The following is a 14,647-nucleotide window of genomic DNA, read 5'->3' on the forward strand; positions in this document are numbered from 1 at the left end:
GCTACTGGCGCGCGGAGAGCGTTCGCACCGCCATCGCCGCGGCGGCGGCGCGGTTCTCGACGCCAAGCTTCCGGAAGATCTGTTCGAGATGCTTGTTCACAGTGCGCGGGCTGATGCCCAAAATGGCGCTGATGTCGCGGTTCGATTTTCCCGCCGCGAGCCAGACCAGAACCTCGCCCTCGCGCGAGGTGAGCGTCATCGCTTCCTTCAAAAGCTGCGCTCCATCGCTCTGATTGGCTTCATTCAGGCGATAGAGAAATTCATTGGGGCCCGTGCGGCTCAAATAAAGACATTCGATTCTTCGATCGCCAAGCTGCAAGGTGACGCTTTTGGCGCCGGTCGAGGCATCCTGACGAAGATGGCTAAGCCGCGCGGCCATTGCGCCATCGAGCCGGGGGCCATCCAAAAGCCCGTCGGCGAGCATCCGCTCGGCTTGCGGCGTGCACCATAACAGCGCGCCCGCCTCGTCCGTCGCGATGAGGCAGCGGCCGGTGGCGTCGAGCGCCGTTCGCGCGCTATAGGCAATCCGGGCGTTGGCGAGATGGACCTTGATGCGCGCGAGCAATTCATCGACGACGATCGGCTTGGTGACGTAATCGACGCCGCCGCAGGCCAAGCCATGAAGCACATGTTCGGTTTCGCTCAAGCCCGTCATGAAGATGACCGGCAGATGCGAGAAATGCGGCTCCTGCTTGATGCGGCGGCAGGTCTCGAAGCCGTCCATACCCGGCATGGCGGCGTCCATGAGAACGAGGTCCGGCATGATCTCGTGAAGCAGGCCTAGCGCGCTCTCTCCGTCGAGCGCCGCAAAAACCGTCAATCCCGCTGTCTCGAGCGCCTCCGTCAAAAACGCGAGGGTGTCCGGCGTGTCGTCGACCGTCAGAATTTTGTCGCGGCGGTTCGGCGCCTCATCCATCGTGCTTGATCGCTTTCAAAGTATCCATGTACTTTTTCAGATCAAAGCGTTGAACCATTGCGCGCAGGCTTGCAATAAAGGGCGCCGCTTCGGGTTCAACTCTCTCCCACTCCTTCAGCTCTTCTCCGATCCCCCGCACATATCCAATTCGTCCCAATTGCAGCAGTTCATCGAGGCGCCGATGGACGCCGGGAGGAATCTCGAGCGCGACGGCGTCCGCCGGAGCGTCAGCGGGTTCATCATGGATCCATTTCAGTCCAAGATGCGCCTGGATCGATTCCAGCATTTGCTGGATATCGAGCGGCTTGACAAGGAAATCATGGTGCGGGCCGCCGCTCTGTCCGCCATCTCTATAATCATGCACATTGCCTGAAATAATGATGATCTTCAGGCGCGCCGACTTGCGCCGCAATGCTTCAGCCACCTCCCATCCGTTTGGTCCAGGCATAGAAATGTCGAGCATCGCGAGATCAGGCTCGATTTCCGAGGCCAGTTGCAAGGCCGAGCCGCCATCCTTCGCCACCAGCAGGATGAAGCCGAGTGGACGCAGGACGCGCTGGACAAAATCCAGATGGTTCAAATCATCGTCGACCAAAAGGATTTTTTGCGGCGGTCCGGCGTAGCCGCGGATCTGGCGTTGCGTTGGACCGACGTCCGCGGAATGCATCGCTTCCGACAACAGGAGCCGGACGCGGAATGTGCTGCCAGCGCCCGGCGCGCTCTCAACGGAGATTTCTCCGCCCATGACGTGCGTCAACAGCTTTGCGATGGTGAGGCCAAGGCCCGTTCCAGGCAGTGCGCGCGCCTTCGGCATCTGGCCGCGCTCGAAGGGTTCGAAAATCGATTCGATATCGTCGGCGCGAATGCCAAGTCCCGTGTCGGAGACTTCGATTTCCGCCACCTGATTGCGGTAACGGATGTGTAACGCCGCGTGGCCTTCTTCGGTGTATTTGATCGCGTTCGAGAGCAGATTGATGAGGATTTGCCGTAATCGCTTGACGTCCGTGTGAACATAGGTCGGCAAGTGATCCGGGCGCGCGTAGAGGAAGCGAATGTTTTTGGCTTCGGCCTGCGGGCGGAACATTTCGACGATCTGGTCGAGGAACTCGACGAGCCGGACCTTGTCCCGATTGAGCCGAAGCACGCCGCTTTCAATGCGGGAAATGTCGAGTAGACCATCGACGAGGCTCGCCAAATGCTCGGCGTTGCGCCGGATGACGCGGATGCCGTCGCCCGCGGTTTCCGATGGCGTTCGCTCCAGCAACTGAGCGTAGCCGAAGATGGAGTTCAGCGGTGTGCGGATCTCATGGCTTAGCCCAACGATGTATCTGCTTTTTGCGACATTGGCCGCCTCGGCCGCTTCCTTGGCTTTCTGCAAAGCGGCGTGCGTATCCTTATGCGCCTCGATTTCCTCCATCAGCGTCGACGCCTGACGTTTGGATTCATCTTCCGCCGCGCGCCGGCTTTCGTGAGCCAGCACCAGCAGCCACGCAGCGACGCCGGAGAGAATGAGGAGCGCCCAGAAGACAATCCATAATGTCGTTCCAATGACCGGGCGCTCAGCGATGGCGACGGCGCCGTAGGCGACATAGATCTGGGCGAGGAGATAGGCGATGACGCCGTTGAACAGAAACAGGACGCCAAGAAACTGACCCATGCGGGTCTTGAAGAACGCCGCCGCTCGCCTCGGCAGCAGGGCGTCGATGGCGCGGCCGATCTGATCGTTCAAGCGCTTGCCGGGCTTGCACATGTCATGGCAGCGCGCCTCCAATGTGCAGCAAAGAGAGCAGATCGGCGCGCCATAGGCCGGGCAATAGGCCATGTCGCTGCGCTCGAACGGATTTTCGCAGATTGAACAGCAGATCTCGCCGCGACGCTGCTCCAGCTCCGTGTCCGCGCGCGCGATCGCATAGCCGCCTTTCGTGACAAAGGCGATGAAAGGAGCCGCGAGAAAGGCGATGATGAGGCCGATGAAGGGGCTCAAAGGGCGAGGCGCCTGACCAAATGCGCCAAGAAAAACGAGCGTCGAGACGAACACCGAAATCGCCATCGCGCCGACGCCGACCGGATTGACGTCATAAAGATGCGCGCGTTTGAATTCGATGTGAGGCGCGCTCAACCCCAAGGGCTTGTTGACGACGAGATCGGCGGTCAAGGCGCCGATCCAGCCGACGGCGAAATTAGCGTAGAGGGCGAGTATGCTCTCGATGGCGCGGAAAACGCCGACTTCCATCAACAGCAAGGCGAGCAAAACGTTGAAGACGAGCCACACGACGCGGCCCGGATGGCTGTGGGTCAGACGCGAAAAGAAATTCGACCAGGCGATCGAGCCCGCGTAAGCATTGGTTACATTGATTTTCGTCTGACAGACCACGACGAAAAGGCCTGTCAACGCGAGGGCCAAAGTTGGTGAATGAAACAGGTCGAGGAAAACGAGATGGTAGAGTTCGGCCGGCTGCGCGGCGCGATCGGCCGTCACGCCGCGAGTCAGCGCCAGATAGGCCAGAAAGGAGCCCATCAAGAGCTTGAAGGCGCCCATCGCGACCCATCCGGGACCTGCCGCGATGACCGCGCTCCACCAGGCGAGCGCGCTCGTGTTTTTGCGATCGGGCATAAAGCGCAGATAATCGACCTGCTCGCCGATCTGCGGCAGGAGAGACATCAGCATCGAGGCCGCGGCGCCGAACTGCAGGAAGCTGATCGAGCCGTCTGGGTTTCCGGTGGCGCCGTGAAATGCGGTCCAGCCGGTGACAGCGCCGGCGCCGTTCAGCGCGAGGTAAAGCAGGGGCGAAAACTGCAGGATGAGCCAGATCGGCTGCGTTGCGAGCTGCATCTGGCTGATGCGGCGGATGCCATGCGCTGCGATGGGGATGACGATCAATGAGCTGACGATATGCGCGATCGGCAGCGGAATGCCGAAACACATCTGCAGCGCCGCCGACATGATGCTGGCCTCGATCGCAAACAGAAGAAACGTGAATGAGGCGTAGACCAGCGAGGTGAGGGTCGAGCCGAGATAGCCGAAGCCCGCGCCACGGGTCAGAAGGTCGATATCGACTCCGAATTTGACGGCGTAATAGGCGATGGGCACGCCGCACGCGAACATCAGCGCGCTGACCGCAATGATCGCGGCCACGGCGTTGGAGAAGCCGAAAGTCAGTGTGACCGCGCCGCCGATCGCCTCGCAGGCGAGAAAGGAAATGGCGCCAAGGGCCGTGTTGGCCACGCGGAACATGCTTTTGCGGGCGCGCACGGGCGTGAAGCGCAGCGCGTAATCCTCAAGGGTTTCATTAGCGACCCATTGATTATACTGACGCCGCCGCGGGACAATGCGCTGTATGGACTTCATAGAGGTCAAGAGAAAACCACCCCGCCTCGGCTGTTTTCGACCTGCCATTGCGCTCGACCGGCGCGGGCCGGACCCGGCTTCAAACGCTGCGACAGCCTTCAAACGCGGCGACAACCTTGCGCTTTTTTATCCGCAGCGGAAGCGTTGGTTGACCTCCGATGCGCGCCGATCCGAAGAAGCAAGATCGAGGCCAGCGCGCCGACTTCCAGCAGGCACCGCATGGTGTTCCCAGTCTCGACCGTCATGCTCGACCGGATCGACGATTACCGGACGACACTGCAATCTCATTCGGGTCCATTCATGGACTTTATCGAGTGGAGACCAACGCCTGACCGCAATGTCGAAGTTCTGAACGATACCGCCGATCTGTACCGGTATTTCGATAGCACGGAAGCGGCGGAATTTCTGTACGACTGCGTCAAGAGAACCGTCGAGTATGACCTGCCGCGTGAAATAGACTATCTGCGCCGCCACGACGAAGCGCGGCGACTGATCATGGATACGGTTGAAATGCCGGACCGCCTTGCTGACGATCTCCTCCTTTTCATCCGGCAGAATAAAGGTACGCTTTCGAAAAAAAGGCGCGAACGGGAATTTGCGCCATTGAAGAACGATGAGATCGAGCGCATCGAGGCCATCGTTCAAGAAACGTTCGATGGCTTCGATGAAATTTGATTGAAGATCAGGCGGAAACGGCGAACCGCTCCCGCCCGCGGGGCAAGCGATCTGAGTTTGACCCCTGTCGATGCGCTCGGGGACAGGCTGGCGAATTCCAGCGGTCCCATTTTCCGTCATTGCCCTGTCGCTCGGCTATGCATCCGAAAGCGCCTTCAGCACAGCCTTCAAGAGGGTCATGGGCTGTTCGCCGCGGCGATATAGCCATGGCCGGAGCTCGGCTTCCCCGCCACACAACGAGGGGGAAGCCGCCCGCGCCAATCGGCTCGAACCTGTCTCGGATTGACATGCGCGGTTGGCGGTCGCCCGGAGCATCCAATCTCCTGCAACAGGCCAAAATCCCGCGCCACGCGTAACAGCGGCTACAGTTTCGGCGTGACTGCGGCTACAGTTTCGGCGTCCGTTCCCGGAATGGAAGACTTGCGGCCTCTTCCCCCCGCTCAATCGCTCAGGCTGCGCCGCACATCACAGCCTTGATATGGCGCCTTCGGGCGGCGCCTGACATGATGGAACCTTCCTCGCAGGCCCCTGCCTTCAGCCGACCAAACCGGAGCTTCCAACATGGATCACCTGTCTCGCCGTATGCTCCTCGCCCTCAGCGCCGTTGGCGGCGCCGTCGCCGCGGCGGCGGGGGCGAACGCCGCCGCCTTCGGCAATCCGGACGAGCCCGCCGAGGGCGCGATCAATTCGACGCCGGGCGCGATTTCCGATCCCGGCCCCCAAAATCCTGCCCTCGAAAGTCAGTTTCCCTCGTTTCAGAATCCGCCTGCGACCGACATCGGCGACATGCCGATGTTCTGGTCCTCTTTCAATAACGCCCACAAGCGCATTCAGGCCGGCGGCTGGGCCCGGGAAGTGACGGCGGAAAATTTTCCAATTTCCAAGGAAATATCGGGCGTCAACATGCGGCTTGGTCCCGGCGGCATCCGCGAGCTTCACTGGCACCTTGCGGCTGAATGGGGCCTCATCACCAACGGCTCCTGCCGCGTCACCGTCCTCGATGAACTGGGACGAGCCTATGTACAGGACGTGAAGGAAGGCGAGATCTGGTATTTCCCCGCCGGGCAACCGCATTCGCTGCAGGGCCTTGGTCCCGATGGATGCGAATTCCTCATCGTCTTCGACGACGGGAAGGCTTCCGAATTCAATACGCTCCTGTTGACCGATCTGATGGCGCATACGCCGCCCGACATTCTGGCCCAGAATTTCGGCGTCCCCGCCGAGACTTTCAAATCGATTCCCTTGCACGATCTCTGGATCTTTCAGGGCAAGGAGCCGGGCTCCCTCGCCGCTGATCAGGCCGCCGTCAATTCCGGCGAGGCGCCGCCAAACCCCTTCACATTCTCCTTGAGCGGATCGAAGCCCGTGAAGGAAAATCGCTCCGGCGTCATCCATCTGGCGGACAGCCGGACGTTCAAGGTATCGACGACGATTACCGCAGCGCTCGAAACCCTAAAGCCCGGAGCGCTGCGGCGCATGCATTGGCATCCAAACGCCGACGAGTGGCAATATTGGATCAAGGGCGAAGGCCGCATGACGGTCTATGATGCTGGACCGCGCGCCCAGACCGCCGATTTCAGAGCCGGCGACGTCGGATATGTGCCGAAAAGCCAGGCCCACTACATTCAGAACACCGGCGCCGGCGAGCTGCAGTTTTTGACCATCTTCAAGGCTCCGGTTTATCAGGAAGTCGATGTTTCCGACTGGCTGAGGCGTACGCCGCCGGAGCTTGTCGCTCAGCACCTCAACGTCGATCCGGCCGAAATCGCCAAATTTCCGCAAGGACAGCTCGGCCTTGAAGCGGGTTGACCGCGCGGCGATCCCTGCCGCCTGAAACGAAACGACGACGGCGCCGTTCGCGGCGCCGTCGCGCCGCCTGGAGCCCTATGCCGAAAAGCGGAAACCGGGGTTCGGGCGACATGCTTCCGGCTTATTGACGAAAGCAGAGAGCCCCCTCCGCAGCGCTCGCCGCGCGCTCCGGCCTTATCGCGAACGGAGCGCGGCTGCCCTCACTTCAGAAAGACGTAAATATCCGCCTTAAGGCTGGCGTCGTCGCTCTCCTTTGTGTCGGTGAGATATTCCTCGATAAAGAGATTCCTGGCCTCGAGCCCCTTCTCGTCGAGATAGGCGGTGATGAGGTCATAGGTGGAGTCGATGTCGTCATAAGCGCCGCGGTGCAGGAACTTGATCGCCTTGCCGTAAGGCGATTCGCCGAGCTTGACGCCGTCGGGAAGGTCGCTTTTGTCCCCGGGCTTTTCAGCGAGCGGAACCATCGCCTCAAAGTGGAAGCTGGTGTCGTCCGTCGAGAGGAAAACCGCGAAGGGCGGTCCGGCCTGCTTCAGCCCGGCGGCCTTGATGGCGTCCTGCACTTTGCCGATCGCGGTTGTGATGGCCTTGAACCCATCCGCCCATTCGGCATCGCCGAGGAGGAGCGCGACCGGACGCGGAGGCACATCCACCGTCTCCGCCGTGGCGTCGCTCGGAACGCCCGGGGCGGCCCCCTGCTGGTCGGGCTCCGGCACGGTTGCTTCCGGCGCCGGCGCCGCTTTATCAGGAGCCGCCGCGTCTGGCGCGGGCGGACTGGCCGGGGCCTCCTGTTGCGAGGGCGTCGCGGCGGAGCCCGCTTCGGCGCAGGCGGGCCCCGGCGCGCTGGCGAAGAGGCCAAGGAGCAAGGCGAACGCGAGACTGAAAGCCAGGCGCAAAGCTATCGGTTTTCTGATTTCGCCAAATCTCATCTGCCGCTCCAATATGCCGCCAAGCCTGCCCGCCCCCTACCGCCCCACGTCTTAAACAGTGCGGCAAGCAACGCCAAGCGGCTCGACGATTAAGAACGCCTCCGCGCGACAAAACAATGGTCGTTCACGAGGAAAATCCTTATATGGTGGCCTGCACACGGAAAAATGACGCGCCAATATGAGTCCTCTCGCCAACCGGCTGGTAACCAAGATGAACGGCCTCGGCAACGAGATCCTCGTCGTCGACCTGCGCGGCGCGGGCTTTGGAGTCAGCGCGCCCGAAGCGCGGGCGATTGCGCGAAGCAAGGGGCTTGCCTTCGATCAGCTGATGGCGCTCAGTGACCCGCGCTCGGAGGGTGCTGAGGCCTATGTCACGATTCTCAACGCCGATGGCTCCGAGGCAGGCGCCTGCGGCAACGGCGCCCGCTGCGTCGCCTGGACCCTCTTTCGCGATGACACGCGTGACGAAATTTTCATAGAAACGGCGGCGGGCCGTCTCGCCTGCCGGCGTCTCGGTGAATGGCGTTTTGAAGTCGAGATGGGCGCGCCTCGCCTCGCCTGGGCCGATATTCCGCTGGCGAAACCCGCTGAGGACACGACCGCGATCGACCTCGCCTTTGGTCCGCCCGGCGCGCCGCTCCTGCAAAATCCTTCTGTCGTCAGCATGGGCAATCCGCACGCGATTTTCTTTGTCGAGAATTTTGCGACCTATGATCTCGCCGTCATTGGCCCCGCGCTGGAACATGATCCGATCTTCCCGGAGCGGGCCAATATTTCGCTCGCCCGAATCGTCTCCCGCGATCATATCGAACTCAAGGTCTGGGAACGCGGCGCCGGCCTCACCCGCGCCTGCGGCTCCGCCGCCTGCGCAGCGCTCGTCGCCGCCGCGCGCAAAAATTTGACAGGGCGGCGGGCGACCGTCTCCTTGCCGGGCGGCGATCTCGATATTGTCTGGCGCGAGAGCGACGATATGGTGGTGATGGCGGGCCCCGTCGAGTTCGAATTTGAAACCGAGCTCGATCCCGGGCTTTTCGCGGACGCCGCGGCGTGACGGGCGTCGAGGTTTTAACCTTCGGCTGCCGTCTGAACCTCGTCGAATCCGACGCCATGCGGCGCGCGGCCGAGGAAGCCGGACAGGACGGCCTCGTCATCGTCAATACATGCGCCGTGACGGCGGAGGCGACGCGCCAGGCGCGTCAGGCGATCCGCCGCGTCAAGCGCGAGCGGCCGGGCGCGCGGATCATCGTCACCGGCTGCGCCGCGCAGATCGACCCCTTGCGTTTCGCCGAGATGCCGGAGGTCGCGCGCGTCGTCGGCAACGCCGAAAAGACCGATCCCGCAACATGGGCGCCGGCAACGTCCGGGCGCGTAAGCGTGTCGGACATCATGCAGGCCGGTCCGCCGCCGAAGGCTCCGAGCGAAGGCGTCGAGGATCATACGCGCGCCTTTCTCGCTGTGCAGACAGGCTGCGATCACCGCTGCACCTTCTGCGTCATTCCGTTCGGGCGCGGCCCATCGCGCTCATCGCCGCCGGAGACGATATTGTCCGCCGTCCGGCGACTGACCGACAAAGGCTTTCGCGAGATCGTGCTGACCGGCGTCGATCTCACCTCTTATGGCGCGGACCTCGGCGACGAAATCAAACTCGGCGGCCTTGTCAGGTCGATCCTTCGCGCCGTTCCCCGCCTTGAACGGCTGCGGCTCTCCTCGATCGACTGCATCGAGGCCGACGCCGATCTGATCGAGGCCTTCGCCAGTGAGCCGCGCCTCGCGCCGCATCTTCATCTGTCGCTGCAGGCCGGCGACGATATGATCCTGAAGCGGATGAAGCGCCGGCACACGCGCCTCGATGCGATCGCGTTTTGCGCGGAGCTGCGGCGCCTGCGGCCCAATATGGTTTTCGGCGCCGATCTGATCGCTGGCTTTCCGACCGAAACCGAGGCCATGTTTGAAAACACGCTTCGCCTCATCGAGGATTGCGGCCTGACCTATCTCCATGTCTTTCCATTTTCCGCCCGGCCGGGGACGCCCGCGGCTAAAATGCCGCCCGTCGCGCCCGCGCTGGTCAAAGAGCGGGCAAAGCGCTTGCGCATCGCAGGCGAGGCGGCGTTGCGCCGGCATCACGCCGCGCAGATCGGCAAGGTTTTGCGCGTGCTGACGGAGCGCGGCGGCCTCGGCCGCGCCGCGGACTTCACTTGCGTCAGGACGGGCGACGCGGCGCCCTCATTGATGATTGACGTCGCAATCGAGCGCGACGAGGGCAAGGCGCTTTCCGGCGTGCGCGTTCGAGGCGCCGCGACGCCTGCCGGCGTAACCGTGGAATTGAGCCCGCCCGCGCTTGCCTATGACACTGCCCTCTGCCCATAACACCGCCTGCGGAGGATCGTGTTGCCCAGTCTTTTTCGTTTTCTTTTCGTGCTCGGTGTTCTCGCCGGAATCGTTTTCGCCGGGATGGTCGCGCTGGTGACTTTCGTCCAGCCGGTGACGCGCCAGATCAACCAGACGATTCCCCCCGCGCGGCTGAACAGATAGAGCGGCGCGGGCGCCGTCTATCAAAGGGGAACGCATTCCGCTCTTTCGGCCTGTGTTATCACGCATGATGCGGGTCCGAAAAGTCTACCTCTTTTCTGCATCATGCTCCAAACCATGCGCTATTGTGCCCGGAACAGGATTGGCCGCCGCAATATCGCCGGATAGCCTGGAACGCGGAGCAAGCAGAAGGGCTCCCTTCGCGCAGGTTCAGACAAGGACGCCGCATGGCGGATAAGCGCGCATCTTCCCGCCTCATCGAAAGCTTTCTCGAGATGATCGCCGCCGAACGCGGCGGCGCGAAGAACACGATCGAGGCCTACGCCCGCGACCTTGCAGATTATGCGGCGCGCCTTGGCGCCTCCGGCAAAACGCCGCTCGAGGCGACGAGCGACGACATTCGCGCCTTTCTGACATGGCTCGACAAGCGCGGCCTCACCGCCGCGTCGAGCGGGCGCAAACTGTCCTCCATTCGCCAGCTCCACCGCTTTCTCGTCGGAGAGGGGCTGCGCCGCGATGATCCCGCCGCCATCATCGAAGGGCCGCGGCGCGGCAGGGGTCTGCCGAAAACGCTCTCGATCGCCGAGGTCGATCATCTCATCGCCGTGTCGAAAGAGGGTCTTGACGATGGAGCGCGTCCCGCCGGCGAACGTCTGCGCGCGCTGCGCACCGCCAGCCTCATCGAACTTCTCTACGCGACGGGGCTGCGCGTCTCCGAACTCGTCTCGCTGCCGAAAAGCATCGCGCGCGGCAGGGAGCCGCTGATCCCCATTCGAGGCAAGGGCGGGCGCGACCGGCTGGCGCCGATCTCGAGCGCCGCGCGCGCGGCGATTTCAGCCTATCGCGCCCTTCTCGAAAAAACGCAGCCCGGCGCCGCGGCGGGCCCGTGGCTTTTCCCGGCCGACAGCGAGAGCGGGCATCTGACCCGGCAGGCGTTTGCGCGGGACCTCAAAAGCTGCGCCGCCGCCGCCGGCATCGCCTCCGCGCGCATCAGCCCGCATGTGCTGCGCCACGCCTTCGCCAGTCATCTCCTGCAAAACGGCGCTGACCTGCGCGTCGTGCAGGAACTGCTCGGACATGCCGATATTTCGACGACGCAAATCTACACCCATGTGCTCGACGAGCGGCTGAAATCCATGGTGCGGGATCTGCACCCGCTTGCCGATGACGAGGATTAGCCCAGAAGAGCCGCAAGCTTTTCGGGGCCGAAAAGTCTGCAACTTTTCGGGGTATGGTCTCCTTCAACGCATGGCCTTATCCGAAAAGTCTGCAACTTTTCGGGGCCATGGTCTCCTTCAACGCATGGCCTTATCCGAAAAGTCTGCAACTTTTCGGGGCCATGCTTTAATGCACGAGGTCGGCGGGCACCTTGCCGCCATTCGCAGCGATTTTGGCGATCACCTGCTTGATCAGCCACACGTTCATGGTCGCGGTGTCGTCGGTGCTGCCGGTGTAATGCAGCTCACCGGCCAGTTCCTTGCGCGCTGAAAGGCTGCTGTCGAGGTCGAGCGCTTTCAGAAGATCGACGATCGAATGACGCCAGTCGAGCTTTTGCCCATGTTTGACGACGAGGCCGTCGAGGATCGAGGTGACGTCCACCTCGTGCAAAGACGCAGTAGGCGTGGACGCGGTTCCGGTGGCGGGAGCTGTCGCGGGCGCGGACGCCGCAGGCGCCGCCCCGGCTGCGGGGGTGGTTCCGGCGGGCGACGCCGGCGTTGCAGCCGCCGGGCTCTCCGCCGCATGAGCTGTGGAATGGCCGAAAAGCTTGGATACGATATTGCCGAAGATGCTCATGGAAGACGTTCCTCTTTATGATTGGCCAAAGGCGTAGAGGAGGCAAAAATTCAGACGCGACGTTTCCGTATCGTCTCATTGCCGGACGAGCGATGCAGGGCGCCGGTAGAGGCGCCAGCCGCATCGACGCTGTTTCTCCGCGATAAACGGCTCATTGATCGCAAAACGAAGCCGGCGACCAAATCAATGCTAGGACAAAAAGACCGGCGAGGTCCAGCGCCAGCCTCGCCTCGGACGCTCCTTCACGCATTCTAGGCCGCTGGCGCGACGACTTGATGAAATCGCGCGACCGGGCGCCCGGCTAATGCCTCAGCACGCGAGCCCGCCTCCGGCGAGCCAGCTTTGCAGGAATGCGCTGGACCAGCGCGCGATGGCGCGGTCATGGCGGAGCCATCCTTCGAGATGGCGATGCAACGGACGCGCTCCGGGGCGATTGAGACGCTCCTGCGCGCGCGCCGACCATCGGCAGATCATCGGCAAGGTGACTTCGGGATGAAACTGAAACCCGTAGGCGGCCGGTCCGTAGCGGAAAGCCTGCGCCTCGAAGTCGTGGCCTTTCGCCAGAAGCGTCGCCCCATTCGGCAGGTCGAACCCTTCGCGATGCCATTGATAGACGCGCGTCGGAAAGCGGCAATCGCACAGTTTATGGCCATGCTCCGTCGGATCAATCGGATAATACCCGACCTCCACCCGTCCTTGCGGATGCGGACAAACGCGATGGCCAAGGTGGCGGGCCAACATTTGCGCGCCGAGACAGATACCGAGGAACGGCTTTTCCTCCTTGAGCGGCACCTTGATCCAATCGATTTCCCGGCGGATCCAGTCATCATCGTCATTGGCGCTCATCGGGCCGCCAAAAATGATGACGCCATCATGGTCCGCGAGGGTTTGGGGCAGCGGATCGCCAAAGCGCGGGCGCCTGATGTCGAGATGCAGGCCGGCGTCACGCAGGAGGCGCCCGACGCGGCCGGGCGTTGAACATTCCTGATGCAGGATGATGAGAACCCTGCCTGATGATTCCTGTCCGATGGGCATTGCTCGCAAGTTCTAAAATAGAATCAACATCAACGACGTTTTTGCTGCACGCGCGAAATCAACATTAAGATCACGTCTTTTGGCGCGAAGGGCAAGACCGCTGCGCCCAGTTTATTGAACCAGCCGGGGATGATTTCGCGTTTGCCGGCCATCAATCCCCTGTAGCCCGCCTCCGCTACCTCGATTGACTTTGTCATCGGAACGCCTCTGAGGATGTGCGGTCCGAAACCAGCCCGCTCCTGAAAGCCGGTCGGGGTCGCGCCAGGGCAGAGGGCTGATACTATCACGCCATCGTTACGCAATTCTTGCGCCAGTCCGCGTGAAAACGAAAGAACGAAGGCCTTGGACGCGTAATAGATGGTCATTCCCGGGCCGCCGGGAAAAAAGCCGGCAATCGAGGCGACGTTCAAGATCTTTCCGCGGCTGGTGCGGATCTGCGGCAGCAGGCGTGACGTTATATCGACGAGGGACCGGACGTTCAGGTCGATGATGCGTAACTGCTCGTCGCCATCCAGCTCCATCACATCGCCGATGAGGCCGAAACCGGCATTATTGACGAGAATCTCCGGGCTGGCGCGAGCCGCGTCGAGATCCGCGGCGATGCGTTCGGCCGCATCCGGCTTCGTCAGGTCGAAGGTCAGGATCAGGGGGCGCCTGCCGGAAGAGGACTCGATTTCATCGGCGAGCAGATGAAGCTTGTCGGCGCTGCGCGCCACCAGCGCGAGATCGTGGCCACGCCGCGCGAAAACGCGGGCGAGATCGGCGCCGATGCCGCCCGAGGCGCCGGTGATCAAGGTCACGCGGCGTTCGCCGCCGCCAGGATCCTCGCTCATGCCTGCCCTTTTGCTGTTTCGCGTAATTGCGCCCTCAGCCAGACCGAGCCTACCGCGTTCTTCCTGAATGGAGGCTTACCGCCGCTCGCCCCCGGCGATTTTTTTAGCCCGAGCTGGCGCGTCGTCTATCCTTCGTCCAGCGGGCGTCGAACTCACGTTTTCTTGTCGTCCGCCTTTGACCAGGGCCCCTTTGGGGCGGCTTCGGCCTCGATCTCGACAGCAACGCGCTGACGCATGAGAACGCGGTCGCGCGTCGAAACGCCAAGCAGTTCGGCGACGCGCCAGATGGTGTTATCCTCGAATTCATGCACTTCGCCGTCGGCGAAAGCAATATCCCACATCATCTCGACGATTTTCAGCCGGCCGTCCTCGTCGAGCGTGCGCTTCAGCACGCTCGTGAACTGATAGAAATCCACGGCGTCGCGGTCGCTCTGTTCGGCGCGCTCGATCAAAAGCACGGTCGCAGAATCGTCGAGCCCGAAGCGCTCCTCGATCAGCGTCTTCAGCCGGCGCCGCTCCTTATCGTCCGTCTCCCCGTCGACGGCCGCGACATGCACCAGGAGAGCGACGGCGGCGAGACGATAGTCATCCTCATTGAAGGACTTCGACGGCGAGGCCGCGCCGCTGATCTCGGCGATAAACGTCTTCAACGCATCAAACATCGACTGTCTCCGCAAAGCCTGAAGGGCGGCCGCCGCGTCTTCGCCTGACTCTGCCTGGAGCATGACGCCGGAAACTTGCCGGCCTTTCAGACCCACATATGAGTCAAAACAAAGACTTA

At 62.3% G+C, this 14,647-nt stretch carries 13 protein-coding genes and 1 pseudogene; 7 read left to right on the top strand and 7 right to left on the bottom strand.

Annotated features, from left to right (window positions below; translation table 11 throughout):
* Position 1: 1 nt before the first annotated feature.
* Complete coding sequence (locus tag SIN04_RS14275; protein ID WP_134490218.1) at positions 2–916, bottom strand: response regulator; 915 nt, start codon at positions 914–916, stop codon at positions 2–4.
* A complete protein-coding gene (locus tag SIN04_RS14280) occupies positions 909–4,265 on the bottom strand; it encodes an ATP-binding protein (RefSeq protein WP_134490220.1) in 3,357 nt (1,118 codons plus the stop codon). Before SIN04_RS14280 ends, SIN04_RS14275 begins: the two co-directional genes overlap by 8 nt.
* A gap of 243 nt (positions 4,266–4,508) precedes the next feature.
* On the opposite strand from SIN04_RS14280, the gene SIN04_RS14285 reads away from it, so the two are divergent.
* The 3 genes and pseudogenes from SIN04_RS14285 to SIN04_RS14295 all read left to right on the top strand — a co-directional run bounded on the left by SIN04_RS14285 (position 4,509) and on the right by SIN04_RS14295 (position 6,749).
* Entirely contained in the window at positions 4,509–4,940 is a 432-nt protein-coding gene (locus tag SIN04_RS14285; protein WP_166795943.1) for a hypothetical protein, read from the top strand.
* A gap of 51 nt (positions 4,941–4,991) precedes the next feature.
* Positions 4,992–5,226 (top strand): annotated as a pseudogene (locus tag SIN04_RS14290) (helix-turn-helix domain-containing protein); the annotation flags it as partial.
* Positions 5,227–5,501: 275 nt separating this feature from the next.
* The gene (locus SIN04_RS14295) at positions 5,502–6,749 is read left to right on the top strand and encodes a cupin domain-containing protein (protein ID WP_134490222.1); all 1,248 of its coding nucleotides are present in this window, start codon (positions 5,502–5,504) and stop codon (positions 6,747–6,749) included.
* 200 nt (positions 6,750–6,949) lie between these two features.
* On the opposite strand, the gene SIN04_RS14300 is transcribed toward SIN04_RS14295, so the two are convergent.
* Positions 6,950–7,675 carry a GyrI-like domain-containing protein gene (locus SIN04_RS14300; RefSeq protein ID WP_134490224.1) on the bottom strand — a complete coding sequence of 242 codons (726 nt, stop codon included), beginning with the start codon at positions 7,673–7,675 and terminating at the stop codon, positions 6,950–6,952.
* A 178-nt stretch (positions 7,676–7,853) separates the two neighbouring features.
* Here SIN04_RS14300 and dapF point away from each other — a divergent pair, with 178 nt between their 5' ends.
* From dapF to SIN04_RS14320, 4 genes are all read left to right on the top strand, one after another.
* Complete coding sequence (dapF, locus tag SIN04_RS14305; RefSeq protein ID WP_134490226.1) at positions 7,854–8,726, top strand: diaminopimelate epimerase; 873 nt, start codon at positions 7,854–7,856, stop codon at positions 8,724–8,726.
* 56 nt (positions 8,727–8,782) lie between these two features.
* Positions 8,783–10,042 carry a tRNA (N(6)-L-threonylcarbamoyladenosine(37)-C(2))-methylthiotransferase MtaB gene (gene mtaB, locus SIN04_RS14310; RefSeq protein ID WP_244605985.1) on the top strand — a complete coding sequence of 420 codons (1,260 nt, stop codon included), beginning with the start codon at positions 8,783–8,785 and terminating at the stop codon, positions 10,040–10,042.
* 21 nt (positions 10,043–10,063) lie between these two features.
* Entirely contained in the window at positions 10,064–10,207 is a 144-nt protein-coding gene (locus tag SIN04_RS14315) for a histidine kinase (protein ID WP_134490230.1), read from the top strand.
* Positions 10,208–10,431: 224 nt separating this feature from the next.
* Positions 10,432–11,382, top strand: coding sequence for a tyrosine recombinase (locus SIN04_RS14320; RefSeq protein ID WP_134490232.1), 951 nt, complete (start codon positions 10,432–10,434; stop codon positions 11,380–11,382).
* Between the two features lie 166 nt (positions 11,383–11,548).
* Here SIN04_RS14320 and SIN04_RS14325 read toward each other — a convergent pair whose 3' ends face one another.
* From SIN04_RS14325 to SIN04_RS14340, 4 genes are all read right to left on the bottom strand, one after another.
* Positions 11,549–11,998: a DUF3597 domain-containing protein gene (locus SIN04_RS14325; RefSeq protein ID WP_134490234.1), complete on the bottom strand. Its 450-nt coding sequence runs from the start codon at positions 11,996–11,998 to the stop codon at positions 11,549–11,551.
* A gap of 309 nt (positions 11,999–12,307) precedes the next feature.
* Positions 12,308–13,033, bottom strand: a complete 726-nt coding sequence (locus SIN04_RS14330) for a glutamine amidotransferase (protein ID WP_134490236.1) — start codon at positions 13,031–13,033, stop codon at positions 12,308–12,310.
* Between the two features lie 29 nt (positions 13,034–13,062).
* The gene (locus SIN04_RS14335; RefSeq protein WP_134490238.1) at positions 13,063–13,866 is read right to left on the bottom strand and encodes an SDR family NAD(P)-dependent oxidoreductase; all 804 of its coding nucleotides are present in this window, start codon (positions 13,864–13,866) and stop codon (positions 13,063–13,065) included.
* A gap of 152 nt (positions 13,867–14,018) precedes the next feature.
* Entirely contained in the window at positions 14,019–14,528 is a 510-nt protein-coding gene (locus SIN04_RS14340) for a TerB family tellurite resistance protein (RefSeq protein WP_134490240.1), read from the bottom strand.
* Positions 14,529–14,647: the final 119 nt, after the last annotated feature.

The sequence above is a fragment of the Methylocella tundrae genome, from assembly GCF_038024855.1.
Classification (GTDB): domain Bacteria; phylum Pseudomonadota; class Alphaproteobacteria; order Rhizobiales; family Beijerinckiaceae; genus Methylocapsa; species Methylocapsa tundrae.